The organism is Blastococcus sp. TBT05-19, from assembly GCF_003319095.1.
In the GTDB taxonomy this organism is placed as follows: domain Bacteria; phylum Actinomycetota; class Actinomycetes; order Mycobacteriales; family Geodermatophilaceae; genus Blastococcus.
Window position 1 is genome coordinate 132,398 of sequence record NZ_QOHI01000005.1, and the last position, 16,224, is coordinate 148,621.

Here is a 16,224-nt window from a genome sequence, read left to right on the forward strand (position 1 = left end):
AATGGGTGCCGTGATCAGCACTCCTGGCCTGCACCGGGCCCTTCCGGTGCCCGACGGCCTCGAGGGGCAGCGGGTGGACCAGGCGCTCTCCCGCCTCTTCGGCCTGACCCGCAGCGCCGCCGCCGAGGTGGCCGACGCCGGGCTCGTCGTCGTCGACGGCCGGGTGCGCGGCAAGGGCGACCGGCTGTCCGGTGGCAGCTGGCTCGAGGTCGAGCTGCCGCCCCCGCCGGGCGAGCCCGCGGCGCCCAAGCCGGTCGAGGGCATGACGATCCTGCACGACGACGACGACCTCGTGGTCGTGGACAAGCCCGTCGGCGTCGCGGCGCACCCGAGCCCCGGCTGGGACGGGCCGACCGTGATCGGTGGTCTGGCCGCAGCCGGCTACCGGGTATCGACCTCCGGTGCGGCCGAGCGCCAGGGCGTGGTGCACCGGCTGGACGCCGCGACGACCGGGGTCATGGTGGTCGCCAAGAGCGAGCGCGCGTACACCGCGCTCAAGGCCGCCTTCAAGGAGCGCACGGTCGAGAAGGGCTACAACGCCCTCGTCCAGGGCCACCCCGACCCCTCGCGCGGCACCATCGACGCACCGATCGACCGGCACCCGAAGCACGACTGGCGGTTCGCGGTCGTCCAGGGCGGCCGCCCGTCGGTGACGCACTACGAGGTGATGGAGGCATTCGCCGCCGCCAGCCTCGTCGACATCAAGCTGGAGACCGGCCGCACCCACCAGATCCGGGTGCACTTCTCCGCCATGCGGCACCCGTGCGTCGGCGACATGACCTACGGCGCCGACCCGACCCTGGCCGCCCGCCTCGGCGTCTCGCGCCAGTGGCTGCACGCGGTGCGCCTCGGCTTCTCCCACCCGGCCGACGGGCAGTGGGTCGAGTTCACCAGCGAGTACCCGCCCGACCTCGCCGGCGCGCTGGCAGTCCTGCGCGCCGAGACCTGACCCACCACCGGTGACCGGTCTGCCGGCCTCCCTCGCCGACTTCGGGCCCGCGGCCCTGGCGGCGGTCGTGGTCGCGGCCTACCTGGTCGTGGGGGAGCCGGTCGCCGGGCACGTCCTGCACCGGCGCTTCGAGGGCCGGCTGCGCACCGACGCCGGCGCCCGTCGCTCGTTCTACCGGCGGCTGCTGGTGCTCGAGTGGGGTCTGGCGGTGCTCGCCCTCATCGTCTGGCTGTTCGCCACCGACGTCTCCGCCGGGGCGGTCGGGCTGCGCTGGCCGCAGGGGTGGCCGGGCTGGTTCACCTCGGCGCTGGTGGTCGTCGTGCTGCTGCTCGTCGTCGCCTCCACCCGGCAGCTGCGCGCCGGGGCGCTGCTGGAGATGGCCCGCCCGGCGCGACGGCCGGGGGAGGGGCGGCACGCCGAGCCGCCCGGGCTCTCGACGCTCGCGCTCCTGCCGAGGACGGACGACGAGCGGCGGCTGTTCACCGTCGTCGGCATCACCGCCGGGGTGTGCGAGGAGTGGCTCTACCGCGGGTTCTTCCTCGCGGTGGTGACGGCGGTCGTCGGGGGAGCGCCGTCGTCCGTGCTGGTGCTCGTCGCCGGCGTCGCCTTCGGGCTGGCGCACGCCTACCAGGGGCGCGCGGGCATCGTGACGACCGGCGTGCTGGGTGGGGTGATGGCGCTGCTGTACCTCGACACCGGCTCCCTGCTGCTGCCGGTCCTGCTGCACGCCCTGATCGACCTGCGCTTCCTGCTCGTCCCCGCCAGCGCCCTGCCCACCGAGGAGACCGCGTGACCCGCCCGACCGCCGCCGTCGCCACCGCCCAGGACCGGCCCGAGGTCGCCGCGCTGCGCACCCGGGTGTTCGTCGAGGAGCAGGGCGTGCCGCCCGAGATCGAGCAGGACGACGCCGACGCCACCGCCGTCCACGTGCTCAGCCGCGACGACTCCGGGCGGGTGGTGGCCACCGGACGCCTGCTGCTGGACGGACCCGTCGCCCGGATCGGCCGCATGGCCGCCGACGCCGGGGTGCGCGGCCGCGGGCACGGCGCGGCGGTGCTCGCCGAGCTGCACCGCCAGGCCGTCGCCCGCGGGGCCACGGGGGTGGAGCTGCACGCCCAGCTGCCGGCCCGCCGCTTCTACGAGCGCGAGGGCTACACCGCCGTCGGCGAGGTCTACGAGGAGGCCGGCATCGCGCACGTCACCATGCGGCGAGCGCTCCCCTGAGCCTGCTGTGACGGAGCGGTCCGGGTGTGAGCAGATCCGTCGTGTCGGACCCTCGGCGTAGAACTCATCCAGTGCGAGGATCGACGCACCGGCCCGCCGGTGCCTGCCGCCCCCGCATGCACCGCCGGTCTTCCCCGCCGGTCGCCCGCCGCGTGACGCCGGCCGGGCACGCACGACCCGTGAGGAGCACAGACCCACTGTGAGCAGCCCGTCCGACTCGTTCGTGCACCTGCACGTGCACACCGAGTACTCGATGCTCGACGGCGCCGCGAAGCTGCCCGAGGTCACCAAGGCCGCGGCCGAGCAGGGGATGCCGGCGCTGGCGATGACCGACCACGGCAACGTCTTCGGCGCCTACGACTTCTACAAGCACGCCCGGGCCGCCGGCGTGAAGCCGATCATCGGCATGGAGGGCTACTACACCCCGGGTTCGCGTTTCGACCGGGCGCCGTTCGACTTCGGCGACAACCTCATCGACGAGGAGGGTGACGGCGGCTCCAACCGGGGCAAGGCGGCCTACACCCACATGACGCTGCTCGCCCGCACCACGGAGGGCATGCACAACCTCTTCCGCATCTCCTCGCTGGCCAGCCTCGAGGGGCAGTACCGCAAGCCCCGCTTCGACCGCGACCTGCTGGAGCGCTACGGCAAGGGCCTCATCGCCACCACCGGCTGCCCCTCGGGCGAGGTGAACATGTGGCTGCGCGCCGGCAAGGAGGACAAGGCGCGCCAGGCCGCCGCGGACTTCCAGGACATCTTCGGGCGCGAGAACTTCTACGCCGAGCTGATGGACCACGGGCTGTCCATCGAGAAGAAGACCCGCCCGGCGCTGCTGTCCATCGCCAAGGACCTCGGCATCCCGCTGCTGGCCACGAACGACCTGCACTACACGCACAAGGAGGACGCCGACGCCCACGACGCCCTGCTGTGCATCCAGACCGGCTCACGCCTGAACGAGACCAACCGCTTCCGCTTCAACGGTGACGGCTACTACCTGAAGTCCGCCGCCGAGATGCGCGCGCTGTTCACCGGTGACCTCCGCGAGGCCTGCGACAACACCCTGCTCGTCGCCGAGCAGTGCGAGGTCACGTTCACCGAGGGCGCCGACCTCATGCCGCGCTTCCCCCTGCCGCCGGGGGAGGACGAGACCTCCTGGTTCATCAAGGAGGTCGAGCGCGGGCTGCACAAGCGCTACCCGAACGGCATCCCGGACCACGTCCGCAAGCAGGCCGACTACGAGACCGGGATCATCTGCCAGATGGGCTTCCCGGGGTACTTCCTCGTGGTCGCCGACTTCATCAACTGGGCCAAGGACAACGGCATCCGCGTCGGCCCGGGCCGTGGTTCGGCCGCCGGTTCGCTGGCCGCCTTCGCCATGGGCATCACCGACCTCGACCCGCTGCAGCACGGCCTGATCTTCGAGCGCTTCCTCAACCCCGAGCGCGTCTCGATGCCCGATGTCGACATCGACTTCGACGACCGCCGCCGTGGCGAGGTCATCCAGTACGTCTCGCAGAAGTACGGCGAGGAGCGGGTCAGCCAGATCGTCACCTACGGCACGATCAAGGCCAAGGCCGCGATCAAGGACGCCGCCCGGGTGCTCGACCGGCCCTACTCCATCGGCGACGAGCTGACCAAGCTCATGCCGCCGGACGTCATGGGCAAGGGCATCCCGCTGTCGGGGGTCTTCGACCCGGCCCACCCGCGCTACAAGGAGGCCACGGAGTTCCGCGCCCGCTACGAGTCCGACCCCGGCGCGGCCGAGGTCGTCGACCAGGCGCGCAAGCTCGAGGGCCTGAAGCGGCAGTGGGGCGTGCACGCCGCCGGCGTCATCATCGGCCGCTACCCGCTGATCGACAGCATCCCGATCATGCGGCGCGAGGCCGACGGCGCGATCATCACGCAGTTCGACTACCCGACCTGCGAGACGCTCGGCCTGCTGAAAATGGACTTCCTGGGCCTGCGCAACCTCACGGTGATCGACGACGCGCTGCGCAACATCGTGATCAACGGCAAGCCGCCGGTCGATCTGGACGAGATCAGCAAGGACCTCACCGACCCGAACACCTACGCCCTGCTGTCCCGCGGCGACACCCTGGGCGTGTTCCAGTTCGACGGCGGCCCGATGCGGTCGCTGCTGCGCCTCATGCGCCCCGACAACTTCGAGGACATCTCGGCCGTCGGCGCGCTCTACCGGCCCGGCCCGATGGGTGCGAACTCGCACACCAACTACGCGCTGCGCAAGAACGGCCAGCAGGAGATCACGCCGATCCACCCCGAGCTCGCCGAGCCGCTCGAGGAGATCCTCGGCCAGACCTACGGCCTGATCGTGTACCAGGAGCAGGTCATGGCGATCGCGCAGAAGGTCGCCGGGTACTCCCTCGGCAAGGCCGACCTGCTGCGCCGCGCGATGGGCAAGAAGAAGAAGTCGGTCCTGGACGCCGAGTTCGTCGGCTTCGAGGCCGGCATGAAGGCCAACGGCTTCTCCGGCGCGGCCATCAAGACGCTGTGGGACATCCTCGTCCCGTTCGCCGACTACGCGTTCAACAAGGCGCACTCCGCCGCCTACGGGCTGGTCTCGTACTGGACGGCCTACCTCAAGGCGAACTACCCGGCCGAGTACATGGCCGGGCTGCTCACCAGCGTCCAGGACGACAAGGACCGCCGGCCGATCTACCTGGCCGAGTGCCGCCGCATGGGCATCAAGGTGCTCCCGCCGGACGTCAACGAGTCCTCCTGGGACTTCACGGCCGTCGGCACCGACATCCGCTTCGGCCTGGCGTCGGTGCGCAACGTGGGCACCAACGTCGTGGAGTCGATCGTCAAGGCGCGCGAGGAGAAGGGCGCGTTCAAGGACTTCGCCGACTTCATGCGCAAGATCGACACGGTGGCCTGCAACAAGAAGGTCATCGAGTCCCTCGCCAAGGCCGGCGCCTTCGACTCCCTCGGCCACTCCCGCCAGGGCATCGCCGCCATCCACGCGCAGGCCGTCGACTCCGCGATGAGCCTCAAGCGCAAGGAGGCCGAGGGGCAGTTCGACCTCTTCGGCAGCTTCGGGGACGACGGCGGCGACGACGACCCGTTCGGCGGGGCGCTGAACATCGTCATCCCGACCGCCGACTGGTCCAAGAGCGAGCGGCTGATGTTCGAGCGCGACATGCTCGGCCTCTACGTCTCCGACCACCCGCTGCACGGCGTCGAGCACGTGCTCACCTCGCACGCCGACACCCCGATCGCCGAGATCAACGCCGGGGGAGTGGAGGACGGCGCCAACGTCACCATCGCCGGCATCCTCACCTCGGTCTCGCCCCGCACCAACAAGCAGGGCGCGCCCTGGGCGATCGCCACGGTGGAGGACCTCGAGTCCGGCATCGAGGTGCTCTTCTTCCCCAAGACGTGGGTCGAGGTCTCGGAGAAGGTCGTCCGCGACCAGATCGTGGTGGTCAAGGGGCGGATCAGCCGCCGCGACGACCAGCCCTCGCTGTTCGGCTCCGAGGTCACCGTGCCCGAGCTCACCGAGGGCCCGCGCGGTCCGGTGCTGGTGTCGATGGCTGCCGCCCGGTGCACCCCGCCGGTCGTGGAGCGGCTCCGCGAGGTGCTGGGCAGCCACCCGGGCACCACGGAGGTCCAGCTCAAGCTGGTCAACGGCAGCCGCGAGACCGTGCTGCGCCTGGACCAGGGCCTGCGAGTGCGCCCCAGCACCGCGCTGATGGGTGACATCAAGGCCCTGCTCGGCCCGACCAGCGTGGCGCTGCTCTGAAGAAGGACCCCCTGCCCCCCAGGCCTCGCCAGCTCGGCGCGGGTCCCTGCAGGGGGCCGCTGACGGCGGGTGACGGGAACTCGGGGTTCACTGGGGTGGTGAGCACGCCGCCGTTGGAGGCCCCGCCGCTGCCGGCGCCGTCCGCGCACGCCTTCTGGCGTGGCTGGCCCGAGGTCGTGCAGGACCTGCGCGGCGGGATCGGGCTGCTGGTGGCTTTCGCGCTGACCGGCATCCCGGCAGGGCTGCTCTGGTGGCTGCTGGCTCCGCAGGCCGTCTACCGCATCACCGACGACGGACCGGTCCCCGTGGGCGCGCGGGTGGGCGAGGTCCAGGCGGGCACCGACGCCGTGCTGGTGCTGGTGCTGCTCGGGCTGGGCCTCGTCGTGGGGTTCGGTGCCTGGCTGCTCCGCAGCCGGCGCGGGGTGGGGACCCTCGTGGTGCTCTCCGTCGGTGGCTGCCTGGCCTCGGCGGTCGCCTGGCAGTTCGGCGAGCTGCTGCGGCGCCCGCCGACCGAGGCCGAGATCACCGACGTCGGCAGCACGGTCACCACCGGCCTGGTGCTCGGGTCGCTGCCGGTGCTCGCCGCGACGTCGTTCGCGGCCCTGCTGGGCTACCTGATCTGCGTGATGGTCGTCGCCGACGACGGGCTCGGCCGTCGCTAGTCCGCAGCGGAGCGGTGCAGCTGGTTGCCCAGCGGCGGTCCGCCGCCCTCAGCAGGGGCTGGGAGTGCGGCCGGATCGGCCAGGAGGCCCGGGATCTTCCGGTACCAGGCACGGTGCCCCCGGCCCATGCGCTCGTCGGCCGCTGCCGACGCGGCGGCGTCGAGCAGCCGCGTGGCATCGAGCACTCCTGCCAGAGCCAGCCTCACCAGGGCGACCCGCCACGTGTTGCCCTGGTCCCAGAACCTCTCGGCGCCGAGCAGCGCCCGCTGCACGCCAGGCGCCGGCTCGAACAGCGACCAGATCCGCTGCTCGGCCAGCTCCGGGTCGGCGGTCACGGCGTCGACGACGGAGCCGGTGAACAGCAGCCCCCGGACCATGACCACGAGGTAGTCGGCAGAGGTCGGGTCCGGGTGCAGGACACCGCGGCGCTCCCGCTGACGCACCTGCTGCCACCACAGCGACCAGAACGGACCCATCAGCGCCACCTCGGTCTCGGACGCGAAGGAGCGCAGCGTCGCGGCCGTGAACTCGTCCCGCCAGCCGTGTGATCGCGAGGCGAGCACACGATCCACGTCGGACTCGAAGTCCGGGGCGAGGACCCGGGAACCCACCCGGCGCACGACATCCGCGGGGCCGATGGCCAGCGCCACCACCGCGAGCGTGCGCGCGTGCCGCGTCCACGCCTCCTCGGTGACACCGCGCAGGACCTCGGGTCCCGGAACCGCGCAGAGCGGGCGGCGCAGGAGCTCCCACGCCTCCGCTCGCACGGCGTCGCTCAAGGAGGGCAGGGCAGCCAGGACGCCCTCGGCGTCATCCGCCTCGTAGCGAGCCACCAGGTCGGACGACGACGCCACGGCGGGGACCATCGGCACAGCATGTCTCGAACCTGCGACGGCTACTCCTCAGTTCACCGTCATCGGGGTCGTGAACTGCTCCAGCGGCGCCGGCACGGCGCCGAGCTCCTGCAGCAGCGTCAGCTCCCGGCGCAGCAACCGGGACTCCGCCGCGAGCCGCCGCCGGGTCGCCGACTCGGCGAGCAGCGCCTGCCGGTCCTCGGTGGTGAGCAGGGCCGACGACGCGACCACCCACGACAAGGCACCGGGGTCGTCGGACGCGGCGGCCAGGCGCACCGCCGCCTCCACGCCGTCGCCGTGGGTGCCCGCGCCGAGCATGGCGACCTCCGCGACGTACCGGGTGAACAGGTCGCCGACGCCCCGCGCGAGCAGGTCCAGCGAGCCTCGCGCCACCGACGAGGCGACCTCGTCGGGCAGGCCGAGGGTCGGGCCGTCCGCCACCGATTCGGCGTCGCCGGCCGCCTCCTCGGCGGCCTCCTCCTCGGCGAGCCACTCGACCTCGGCCTGCAGGTAGGGCGGGTCGTCGCCGACGACGACGTCGAGCAGCCGGAAGCGCTCCCCGCCGACGGTCACGATGCGGAACCCGCCGTCGGGCTGCGGCTGGACGCGCTGGAGCCGGGCGGTGCAGCCGATGTCGTAGAGCGCCGCGGCCGGCGCCACCCGCTCGACCTCCCAGCCCTGCCGGATGGCGACGACGCCGAAGAACCGGCGGTCGCCGTGCTCGGGCAGGCTCATCAGATCGCGCATCAACCGGCGGTAGCGGGGCTCGAAGATCTGCAGCGGCAGCACCACGCCGGGGAACAGTGGCCGCCCCAGCGGGAACAGCGGGATCAGCTCACCCATCCGGGCAAGCGTACGACCCGCGACCACCCCGGCCGGGCGCCCGCCCCGGGTGCGCCGGGATCGGCCCCGGAGCGCTGGCTACCCTGAGAACTCCCGGCACCACCCTGCCCAGACCTCGGAGGCACCCCGTGCTCGCACGCATCGACCTGCGCGGAGACGCCCTGCCCGGCGTCCGCGAGCTCGCCTCGCTGCTGCCGCGGGCCGCCACCGACATCGACTCGGTGCTGGCCACCGTCCGCCCGCTGTGCGAGGACGTGCGGGTCCGCGGCGCCCAGGCGGTGCGCGAGATCACCGCCCGCATCGACGGCGTGGACGCCGAGGACTTCGCCGTGCCGCAGGAGGCGCTGGACCGGGCGCTGGCCGAGTGCGACCCGACGCTGCGGGCGGCGCTGGAGGAGGCCACCGCCCGGGTCCGCACCGTGCACGCCGACCAGCGGCGCACCGACGTCACCACGCAGGTCGTCCCCGGCGGCACCGTCATGGAGCGCTGGCTGCCGGTCCGCCGCGTCGGGCTCTACGTGCCCGGTGGTTTGGCGCCACTGCTGTCCAGCGTGATCATGAACGTGGTGCCCGCGCAGATCGCCGGCGTCGAGTCCATCGCCGTGGCCTCGCCGCCGCAGCGCGACAACGGCGGCCTGCCCGACCCCGGCGTCCTGGCCGCGTGCGCGCTGCTCGGCGTCACGGAGGTGTACGCCGTCGGTGGGGCGCAGGCCGTCGCCGTCTTCGGCTACGGCGCGGGCTCCTGCGAGCCGGTCGACATGGTGACCGGGCCCGGCAACGTCTACGTCACCGCCGCCAAGCGGCTGCTGCGCGGGATGATCGGCATCGACTCCGAGGCCGGCCCGACCGAGGTCGCGATCCTCGCCGACGAGACGGCCGACCCCGCGCACGTCGCGGCCGACCTGATCAGCCAGGCCGAGCACGACCCGCTGGCCGGCGCGGTGCTGGTGACGACGAGCGAGGAGCTCGCCGACGCCGTCCTCGCGCTGGTGCCGGGCCAGGTGGCGGCGACCAAGCACTCCGACCGGATCAGCACCGCGCTCGACGGCTCCCAGTCCGGCGTCGTGCTGGTCGACGACCTCGAGGCGGGGCTGCGGGTGGTCGACGCCTACGCCGCCGAGCACCTGGAGATCCAGACGCGGAACCCGCGCGAGGTGGCGATGCGGGTCCGCAACGCCGGCGCGATCTTCGTCGGCGCGTGGTCGCCGGTGTCGCTGGGCGACTACGCGGCCGGCTCCAACCACGTGCTGCCCACCGGTGGCTGCGCACGGCACCAGAGCGGGCTGTCCGTGCAGTCGTTCCTGCGCGGCATCCACGTCGTCGAGTACGACGAGCGGGCCCTCGCCGAGGTCGCACCGCACATCGACGCCCTGGCCGGGGCCGAGGACCTGCCCGCGCACGCCGCTGCCGTGCGGATCCGGCAGCGCGGCTGATGGCCTCGCTCGACGAGCTCCCGCTGCGGCCGGAGCTGCGGGGCCGCACGCCCTACGGCGCCCCGCAGCTGCCCGCCACCCACCGGCTCAACACCAACGAGAACCCGCACCCGCTGCCGACCGAGCTGCTCGCCGACCTCGGCGCGGCGCTCGGGCACGCGGCGCTGGAGCTCAACCGGTACCCCGACCGGGACGCCGTGGAGCTGCGGGCGGACCTCGCCGCGTACCTGACCCGCACCAGCGGGGAGCCGATCGAGCCCGCGCAGGTGTGGGCGGCCAACGGCTCCAACGAGGTGCTGCAGCAGATCCTGCAGGCGTTCGGCGGTGCCGGGCGCACCGCGCTGGGGTTCACGCCCTCGTACTCGATGCACCCGATCATCTCGGCTGGCACCGGCAGCGGCTGGGTCGACGGGCACCGCGCCGCCGACTTCACCATCGACACCGCGGCCGCCGTGGCCCAGGTGCGCGAGGTGCGGCCCGACGTCGTCTTCGTGACCAGCCCGAACAACCCGACCGGCACCGCGGTCGACCTCGACACCGTCGCGGCGCTCTACGAGGCGACGTCCGGCGTGCTCGTCGTCGACGAGGCCTACGCCGAGTTCGCCCGCCCCGGTACGCCGTCGGCCTTGACCCTCCTGCCGGGCCGGCCCCGGCTGATCGTCAGCCGCACCATGAGCAAGGCGTTCGGGATGGCCGGCCTGCGGCTGGGCTACCTCGCCGCCGATCCCGCCGTCGTCGACGCCATCCAGCTGGTCCGGCTGCCCTACCACCTGAGCTCGCTCACCCAGGCGGCGGCGCGGGCGGCGCTCGCGCACACCGACGCGCTGCTCGCGACCGTGGCCGCGGTCATGGAGCAGCGGGACCGCATCGTCGCCGCGCTGCCGGGCATGGGCCTGAGCAGCGTGCCGAGCGACGCCAACTTCGTGCTCTTCGGGCACTTCGCCGACGCGCCCTCCGCCTGGCGGGCGCTGCTGGAGCGGGGCGTGCTCGTGCGCGACGTCGGGCTGCCCGGCTGGCTCCGGGTGACCGCGGGGACGCCTGCGGAGACCGATGCCTTCCTCACCGCGCTGGGTGAGATCGCGCCGGACCACCGCACGACTCTGGGAGACTGACGTCCATGACCCGCACCGCACGCGTCGAGCGACAGACCAGCGAGACGAAGCTGGTCGTCGAGCTCGACCTCGACGGCACCGGCACCAGCTCCATCAGCACCGGCGTGGGCTTCTACGACCACATGCTGACGGCGCTGTCCAAGCACAGCGGCATCGACCTGTCGGTCCGGGCCGACGGCGACCTGCACATCGACGCCCACCACACCGTGGAGGACGTCGCCATCGCCCTCGGGCAGGCGTTCGCCGAGGCGCTGGGCGACAAGCGGGGCATCACCCGCTACGGCGACGCCACCATCCCGATGGACGAGGTGCTGGCGCAGGCCGCCGTGGACCTCTCCGGCCGGCCGTACTTCGTGCACGCCGAGCCCGAGAACATGACGCCGATGATCGGGCCGGACTACCCGACGAGCCTGACCAAGCACGTGCTCGAGTCCTTCGCGTTCAACGCGCGGATCAGCCTGCACGTACGGGTGCTCTACGCGGGCCGGGACGCCCACCACATCGTGGAGGCGCAGTTCAAGGCGCTGGCCCGCGCGCTGCGGGTCGCCGTCGCCCTCGACCCGCGGGTCACCGACGTGCCCTCCACCAAGGGCGCGCTGTAACCGGTGGACTTCGGACTGGTCCTGCTCGTGCTGGGCGGGTTCCTGCTGGGCGGCGCGTGGAGCATCTGGCGCGCCGACTCCGACACGAAGGGGCGGACCGGCCCGCAGGTGGTCTTCGCCGTGGTCCTGCTGGTCGCCGCGCTGCTGGCCAGCGCCTCGGGCGTCCTCCGCATGGTGTGAGCGCGGCCGAGGACCAGCGCTTCCTCGCGATCTGACGGCCGACCCGACGGTGCGGGCGGTCCTGGATCGCGCATCCGCTCTCCGATCCCAGGTAGCCGCTCAGCCGGCGCGTGTCCTCACCGTCTCGTCGGGAATGCGGGGGAGAACCAGGATCTCGGTGTCGTCGGGCCGGTAGGTGCGCCATCGGCCGTCGGGTTGTCGTTCGATCCGGAACCCGTGGTGGACCTTGGTGTGGTGGCGCTCGCACAACAAGGCGAGGTTGTCCGGTTCGGTTTCCCCGCCGTGCGCCCAGTGGATGAGGTGGTGGACGTCGCACCAGTGACTGGGGGCGTCGCAGCCGGCGAAGACGCAGTGGTGGTCGCGGTGCTCGATCACGCGGCGCAGCGGGTGCGGGACGACGCGGTGGCTTCGGCCGAGGTCGAGGGGCTGGCCTTCGGGGCCGACGACGATGCGGGTGACGGTGCCGTCGCAGGCCAGCCAGCGGGCGCGGCGGCGGAGATCGTGGCTCCGAAGCCGAGGTCGGCGGTCGCCGGGCTCGTGTCGGAGCCGACGAGGTCCTCCAGCGGGATCGTCACGACGACGTGCGGCTTGATGGTCCGCAGCGTGGGGAGGGTGCCGGCGGACAGCTGGTTGTCGCACAGCTGCACGAACGCGTCCGCCTGCTGCTGGGCGCGGGTGCGGGTGTCTCCGGCGGGCCGCGAGGCCTGCACGATCGACTCGATCGCCGCCTGCGCCTTCTCGGTTCCCACGGCGTCGAGCTCGAAGTGGCCGGTGGACGAGCCGTCGGCGTGCTTGACCAGGGTGAAGGAGCGCTGCTCGGTGGGATCGGGCTCCGTGCCGTCGGGGTCCAGCCGGTCCAGGTAGTGGGCGACAGCCTTGCGGAGGACGGGGTGGAACTGGGTGCGTGCGACGTCGGTGAGGAGCTGGTCGATCTCGGCCAGGTCAACGCCCAGCTCGGCCGCCGCCTCCAGGTTCCCGGTCGCCGCCACCGGTGCGATCGCCGCGACCGCTTCGGCGCTCACCTCACCGGCGCCGGCCGCCGCGGCCAGCACCGGCAGGTGCTGCAGTGCTCGGCCGTTGGTGACGAGCGCGTTGGCCGCCGAGGCGGAGAACCGCGCATGCCCTCGCAGCCAGGCCTTCATCGAGGCCTGGCCGTCGACCTCCGCCGCCCCGGCCAGCTCGCACTGCCGCGTCGTCCTCGCCAGCTCGGCCGCCAGCCGGTTCGCCGCGACGATCAGCTGCGCCTCCCGCTCGAGGAGTGCCGGTCCGAACAGACCGTCCAGCCGCTCGGACGACAGCTCGTCGAGAGCCGCCTCCAGAGCCGCCGAACCAGTCGAACGCATGTACGAATACTAGCGGAGTGAACTGACATTCGCAGCACAAATCCTCAGGTCAGCAGCCTGCCCACACTTGTGGCGCACGCCTGACGGCTTCAACCCGGTCGATCGCGCATCGCTGCCGTCGTGCACGTCACGGCCCCGGGGGGAACAGGCCGCAGGCGTCGCGCGCTGGTCGGTAGCGTGGCAGGCGTGAAGAAGGTGGCAGTCCTCGACTACGGCTCGGGCAACCTGCGGTCCGCGGAGCGGGCCCTGCAGCGGGTCGGGGCCGACGTCACGGTGACCTCCGACGCGGACACCGCCCTGGCGGCCGACGGTCTCGTCGTGCCCGGCGTCGGTGCCTTCGCGGCCTGCATGACCGGGCTGGACGCCGTCCAGGGCCGCCGGATCATCGGCCGACGGCTCGCCGGCGGCCGGCCGGTGCTCGGCATCTGCGTCGGCATGCAGATCCTCTTCGAGCGCGGCGTGGAGCACGGCGTGGACGCCGAGGGCTGCGGCGAGTGGCCCGGCGTCGTCGAGGAGCTCAAGGCCCCGGTGCTGCCGCACATGGGCTGGAACACCGTCCAGGCCGCCCCGGGCAGCGCCCTGTTCGCCGGCCTCGAGGACGAGCGCTTCTACTTCGTGCACTCCTACGGCGTCCGCGAGTTCCCGCTCGCCGAGGACGGCGCCACCGGTCCGCTCGCACCGCCCAAGGTGACCTGGGCCGAGCACGGCGACCGGTTCGTCGCCGGCGTGGAGAACGCCGCCCTCTCGGCGACCCAGTTCCACCCGGAGAAGAGCGGCGACGCCGGCGCGCAGCTGCTCACGAACTGGCTGGGCACGCTCGACTGACACCGGGGGGGCGCGCCTGCCTCCCCGCCTCCACGGCTCCGCTCACCTAGGGTTCCCGCGTCCTGTCCCGGCGCAGCCCTGGAGGTCGGCGTGCCCGCTCCGCGTCCCGCCCGCACCGGGCGCCGGCCGGGCCGTCTGGCCGGCCTGCTCACCGTCGTCCTCCTGCTGGCGCTGGCCGCCTGGACCGTGCTCGGGCTGCAGCCGCCGGACCCGCGGTCGGCCGACGCCCCGGCCGGTGAGTTCAGCGCCGAGCGCGCGTTCGCGCACGTCGAGCGGATCGCCGCCGGCGTCCACGTCGCCGGCAGCCCGGAGAGCGCCGACGTCGTCGACGGGCTGGTCGGCACGCTGACGGAGCTCGGCCTGGACACCCGGGTGCAGACGGCCGTCGGTGCCCGGGCGGGCGGCGCGGGGGAGACCCGCATGGCGCGGGTGCAGAACGTGGTCGGCGTCCTGCCCGGCACCGACCCCACCGGCCGGCTCTACCTGATGGCGCACCACGACTCCGCCGAGGCCGGGCCGGGCGCGGCCGACGACGCCGCGGGTGTCGCCGCGCTGCTGGAGTCCGTCCGGGCGCTGACGGCGGGGCCGGCGCCGCGCAACGACGTCGTCGTCGTGCTCACCGACGCCGAGGAGGCCTGCCTGTGCGGCGCGGAGGCCTTCGCGGCCTCGCACCCGCTGGCCGGCGGCGGGGTGGTGCTGAACTTCGAGGCCCGCGGCACGAGCGGCCCGCCGATCATGTTTGAGACGTCGCGGGGCAACGCCGGTCTCGCCGATGCGTTCGCGGCGGCCGCGGAGCACCCCGTGGCGAGCAGCTTCGCCGTCGAGGTCTACCGCGCGCTGCCCAACGACACCGACTTCAGCGTGCTGCTCGACGACGGCGACTTCACCGGCATGAACACCGCCTTCATCGACGGTGCCGCCGGCTACCACTCGCCGCAGGACACCCCCGACCGGCTCAGCCGCGCCACGCTGCAGGCCCTCGGCGACAACGCGCTGGCCCTGACCCGCGCGCTGGGCGACCGCGACCTCGCCACCCTGGCCGAGCCCGGCGGCGAGGACGCCACCTACTTCCCGCTGCCCGGGCGGCTCGTCCAGTACCCGGGCGCCTGGGTGTGGCCGCTCGCCGGCGCGGCGCTGGTCGCCGTCGCGGGCCTGGTGCTCGCCCTCCGGGCACGCGGCACCAGCTCGCTGCGCCGCACCGCCTCGGGTGCGCTGCTCGCCCTCGTGCCGCTGGTCGTGGCGCCGCTGGCCGCGCAGGGGCTGTGGGCGCTGCTCGTCGCCGTGCGGCCGGGCTACGCCACGATGCTGGACCCGTGGCGGCCCGGCTGGTTCCGGCTGGCCGCGGTCGCCGTCGTCCTGGCCGTGGTGCTGCTCTGGTACGCGCTGCTGCGCCGCCGGATCGGCCCGGCGCCGCTGGCTGCGGGCGCGCTGGTCTGGCTCGCCGCGGGAGCCGCGGTGCTCGCCGCCGTGGCGCCCGGCGGCTCCTACCTCGTGGCGTGGCCGGCGCTGGTCGGTGCGCTCACCGGCCTCGTCGCCGCGCTGGCGCCCTCGGGGCCGGTGCGCGTCCTGGCGGCGCTGCTCACCGGTGCGGCCGCCGTCCTCGTGCTCGCGCCCACCGCCGCGCTGTTCTTCCCGGCGCTGGGGCTCTCCCAGGCGCTCGCGCCGTCGGTCGTCGTCGTCCTCGCGGCCCTGGCCCTGCTGCCCGCCGCGGAGCTGCTCTTCCCCGACCCCGACCAGCGGAGCCGGCTCGCCGCCACGGCGGTACCGGCCACCGCGCTCGTCGTCGCCGCCTTCTGCGCGCTGACGGGGCTCGCGGTGGACCGCTTCGACGCCGCCCACCCGGTGCCCAGCCGGCTGGCCTACGTGCTCGACACCGACCGCGGCGAGGCCCGGTGGGTGAGCACCGAGACGACGCCGGGGGAGTGGACCGCCCGCTTCGTCGACGGACCCGGCAGCCTGGGCGCGGACTTCCCCTACCTGGCCGGCCGCGAGGTGCAGACCGGGCCCGCCGAGGCCGCGGAGCTCAGCGCCCCGGAGGTCACGGTCGTCTCCGACGACGTCGTCGGAGGACGCCGGGAGATCACCGTGCGGATCACGCCGCGGCGCGACGACGTCCGGCTCGTCGACCTCGAGCTCACCGTCGACGCCGGAACCGTCGTGCGCGGGCGCATCGGCGGCCGGGCGGTGCCCGAGGACGCGGTGGGGGAGGACCGGCTGCGGGTCACCTTCCACGCGCCCCCGGCCGACGGGTTGCAGGCCGGCTTCACCGTCGAGGGCGACGGGCCGGTGCGGCTGCGCGCCACCGACGCCAGCGACGGCCTGGCCGGGCTCCCCGGCTTCGAGCCGCGACCCGAGGGCGTCGACGTCGCCGGCACCCACGGCGCGGACCTGCTGCTGGTCACCGCCGTCACCGACGTGGGCTGACCGCCCACCCGGA

Annotated in this window: 15 protein-coding genes; 11 read left to right on the forward strand and 4 right to left on the reverse strand. The window is 73.6% G+C overall.

The window, feature by feature from the left end; translation table 11 throughout:
• Position 1 precedes the first annotated feature (1 nt).
• The 5 genes from DQ244_RS14280 to DQ244_RS14300 all read left to right on the forward strand — a co-directional run bounded on the left by DQ244_RS14280 (position 2) and on the right by DQ244_RS14300 (position 6,595).
• Complete coding sequence (locus tag DQ244_RS14280; RefSeq protein ID WP_113812162.1) at positions 2 to 949, forward strand: RluA family pseudouridine synthase; 948 nt, start codon at positions 2 to 4, stop codon at positions 947 to 949.
• A gap of 10 nt (positions 950 to 959) precedes the next feature.
• Positions 960 to 1,742, forward strand: coding sequence for a CPBP family intramembrane glutamic endopeptidase (locus DQ244_RS14285; protein WP_113812163.1), 783 nt, complete (start codon positions 960 to 962; stop codon positions 1,740 to 1,742).
• Positions 1,739 to 2,173 carry a GNAT family N-acetyltransferase gene (locus DQ244_RS14290; RefSeq protein WP_113812164.1) on the forward strand — a complete coding sequence of 145 codons (435 nt, stop codon included), beginning with the start codon at positions 1,739 to 1,741 and terminating at the stop codon, positions 2,171 to 2,173. Before DQ244_RS14285 ends, DQ244_RS14290 begins: the two co-directional genes overlap by 4 nt.
• A 199-nt stretch (positions 2,174 to 2,372) precedes the next feature.
• Entirely contained in the window at positions 2,373 to 5,933 is a 3,561-nt protein-coding gene (gene dnaE / locus DQ244_RS14295) for a DNA polymerase III subunit alpha (RefSeq protein ID WP_199580408.1), read from the forward strand.
• Positions 5,934 to 6,031: 98 nt separating this feature from the next.
• Entirely contained in the window at positions 6,032 to 6,595 is a 564-nt protein-coding gene (locus tag DQ244_RS14300; protein WP_147251529.1) for a hypothetical protein, read from the forward strand.
• Here DQ244_RS14300 and DQ244_RS14305 read toward each other — a convergent pair.
• Together DQ244_RS14305 and DQ244_RS14310 are read right to left on the reverse strand one after the other, a co-directional pair.
• On the reverse strand, positions 6,592 to 7,461 hold the full coding sequence (locus tag DQ244_RS14305) for a hypothetical protein (RefSeq protein WP_147251530.1): 870 nt from the start codon (positions 7,459 to 7,461) through the stop codon (positions 6,592 to 6,594). The two genes, DQ244_RS14300 and DQ244_RS14305, sit on opposite strands and share 4 nt — an antisense overlap.
• 36 nt (positions 7,462 to 7,497) lie before the next feature.
• Positions 7,498 to 8,292, reverse strand: coding sequence for an LON peptidase substrate-binding domain-containing protein (locus tag DQ244_RS14310; protein ID WP_113812167.1), 795 nt, complete (start codon positions 8,290 to 8,292; stop codon positions 7,498 to 7,500).
• A 128-nt stretch (positions 8,293 to 8,420) separates the two neighbouring features.
• Between DQ244_RS14310 and hisD the strand changes: the two genes are divergently transcribed.
• The 4 genes from hisD to DQ244_RS19690 are packed head-to-tail and all read left to right on the forward strand — an operon-like array spanning position 8,421 to position 11,619.
• Entirely contained in the window at positions 8,421 to 9,725 is a 1,305-nt protein-coding gene (gene hisD, locus DQ244_RS14315) for a histidinol dehydrogenase (protein ID WP_113812168.1), read from the forward strand.
• Positions 9,725 to 10,837 (forward strand): histidinol-phosphate transaminase, encoded by a 1,113-nt coding sequence (locus DQ244_RS14320; protein ID WP_113812169.1) that lies wholly within the window; start codon positions 9,725 to 9,727, stop codon positions 10,835 to 10,837. Before hisD ends, DQ244_RS14320 begins: the two co-directional genes overlap by 1 nt.
• 5 nt (positions 10,838 to 10,842) lie before the next feature.
• A complete protein-coding gene (hisB, locus tag DQ244_RS14325) occupies positions 10,843 to 11,439 on the forward strand; it encodes an imidazoleglycerol-phosphate dehydratase HisB (RefSeq protein WP_113812170.1) in 597 nt (198 codons plus the stop codon).
• A 3-nt stretch (positions 11,440 to 11,442) separates the two neighbouring features.
• A complete protein-coding gene (locus tag DQ244_RS19690) occupies positions 11,443 to 11,619 on the forward strand; it encodes a hypothetical protein (RefSeq protein WP_199580409.1) in 177 nt (58 codons plus the stop codon).
• 99 nt (positions 11,620 to 11,718) lie between these two features.
• Here DQ244_RS19690 and DQ244_RS20285 read toward each other — a convergent pair whose 3' ends face one another.
• Positions 11,719 to 11,994 (reverse strand): HNH endonuclease signature motif containing protein, encoded by a 276-nt coding sequence (locus DQ244_RS20285; protein WP_369832116.1) that lies wholly within the window; start codon positions 11,992 to 11,994, stop codon positions 11,719 to 11,721.
• Positions 11,991 to 12,962 (reverse strand): DUF222 domain-containing protein, encoded by a 972-nt coding sequence (locus DQ244_RS14330; protein WP_369832117.1) that lies wholly within the window; start codon positions 12,960 to 12,962, stop codon positions 11,991 to 11,993. The genes DQ244_RS20285 and DQ244_RS14330 overlap by 4 nt, the downstream gene beginning before the upstream one ends.
• 186 nt (positions 12,963 to 13,148) lie before the next feature.
• On the opposite strand from DQ244_RS14330, the gene hisH reads away from it, so the two are divergent.
• A complete protein-coding gene (hisH, locus tag DQ244_RS14335) occupies positions 13,149 to 13,787 on the forward strand; it encodes an imidazole glycerol phosphate synthase subunit HisH (RefSeq protein ID WP_113812171.1) in 639 nt (212 codons plus the stop codon).
• A 90-nt stretch (positions 13,788 to 13,877) separates the two neighbouring features.
• The gene (locus DQ244_RS14340) at positions 13,878 to 16,211 is read left to right on the forward strand and encodes a M20/M25/M40 family metallo-hydrolase (protein ID WP_113812172.1); all 2,334 of its coding nucleotides are present in this window, start codon (positions 13,878 to 13,880) and stop codon (positions 16,209 to 16,211) included.
• The last annotated feature ends 13 nt before the right edge of the window (positions 16,212 to 16,224 follow it).

Coding starts and splice junctions, on each gene's coding strand:
- DQ244_RS14280 (WP_113812162.1), top strand. CDS start 2: ATGGGTGCCGTGATCAGCACTCCTGGCCTGCACCGGGCCCTTCCGGTG.
- DQ244_RS14305 (WP_147251530.1), bottom strand. CDS start 7,461: ATGGTCCCCGCCGTGGCGTCGTCGTCCGACCTGGTGGCTCGCTACGAG.
- DQ244_RS14310 (WP_113812167.1), bottom strand. CDS start 8,292: ATGGGTGAGCTGATCCCGCTGTTCCCGCTGGGGCGGCCACTGTTCCCC.
- DQ244_RS14320 (WP_113812169.1), top strand. CDS start 9,725: ATGGCCTCGCTCGACGAGCTCCCGCTGCGGCCGGAGCTGCGGGGCCGC.
- hisB (WP_113812170.1), top strand. CDS start 10,843: ATGACCCGCACCGCACGCGTCGAGCGACAGACCAGCGAGACGAAGCTG.
- DQ244_RS14330 (WP_369832117.1), bottom strand. CDS start 12,962: ATGCGTTCGACTGGTTCGGCGGCTCTGGAGGCGGCTCTCGACGAGCTG.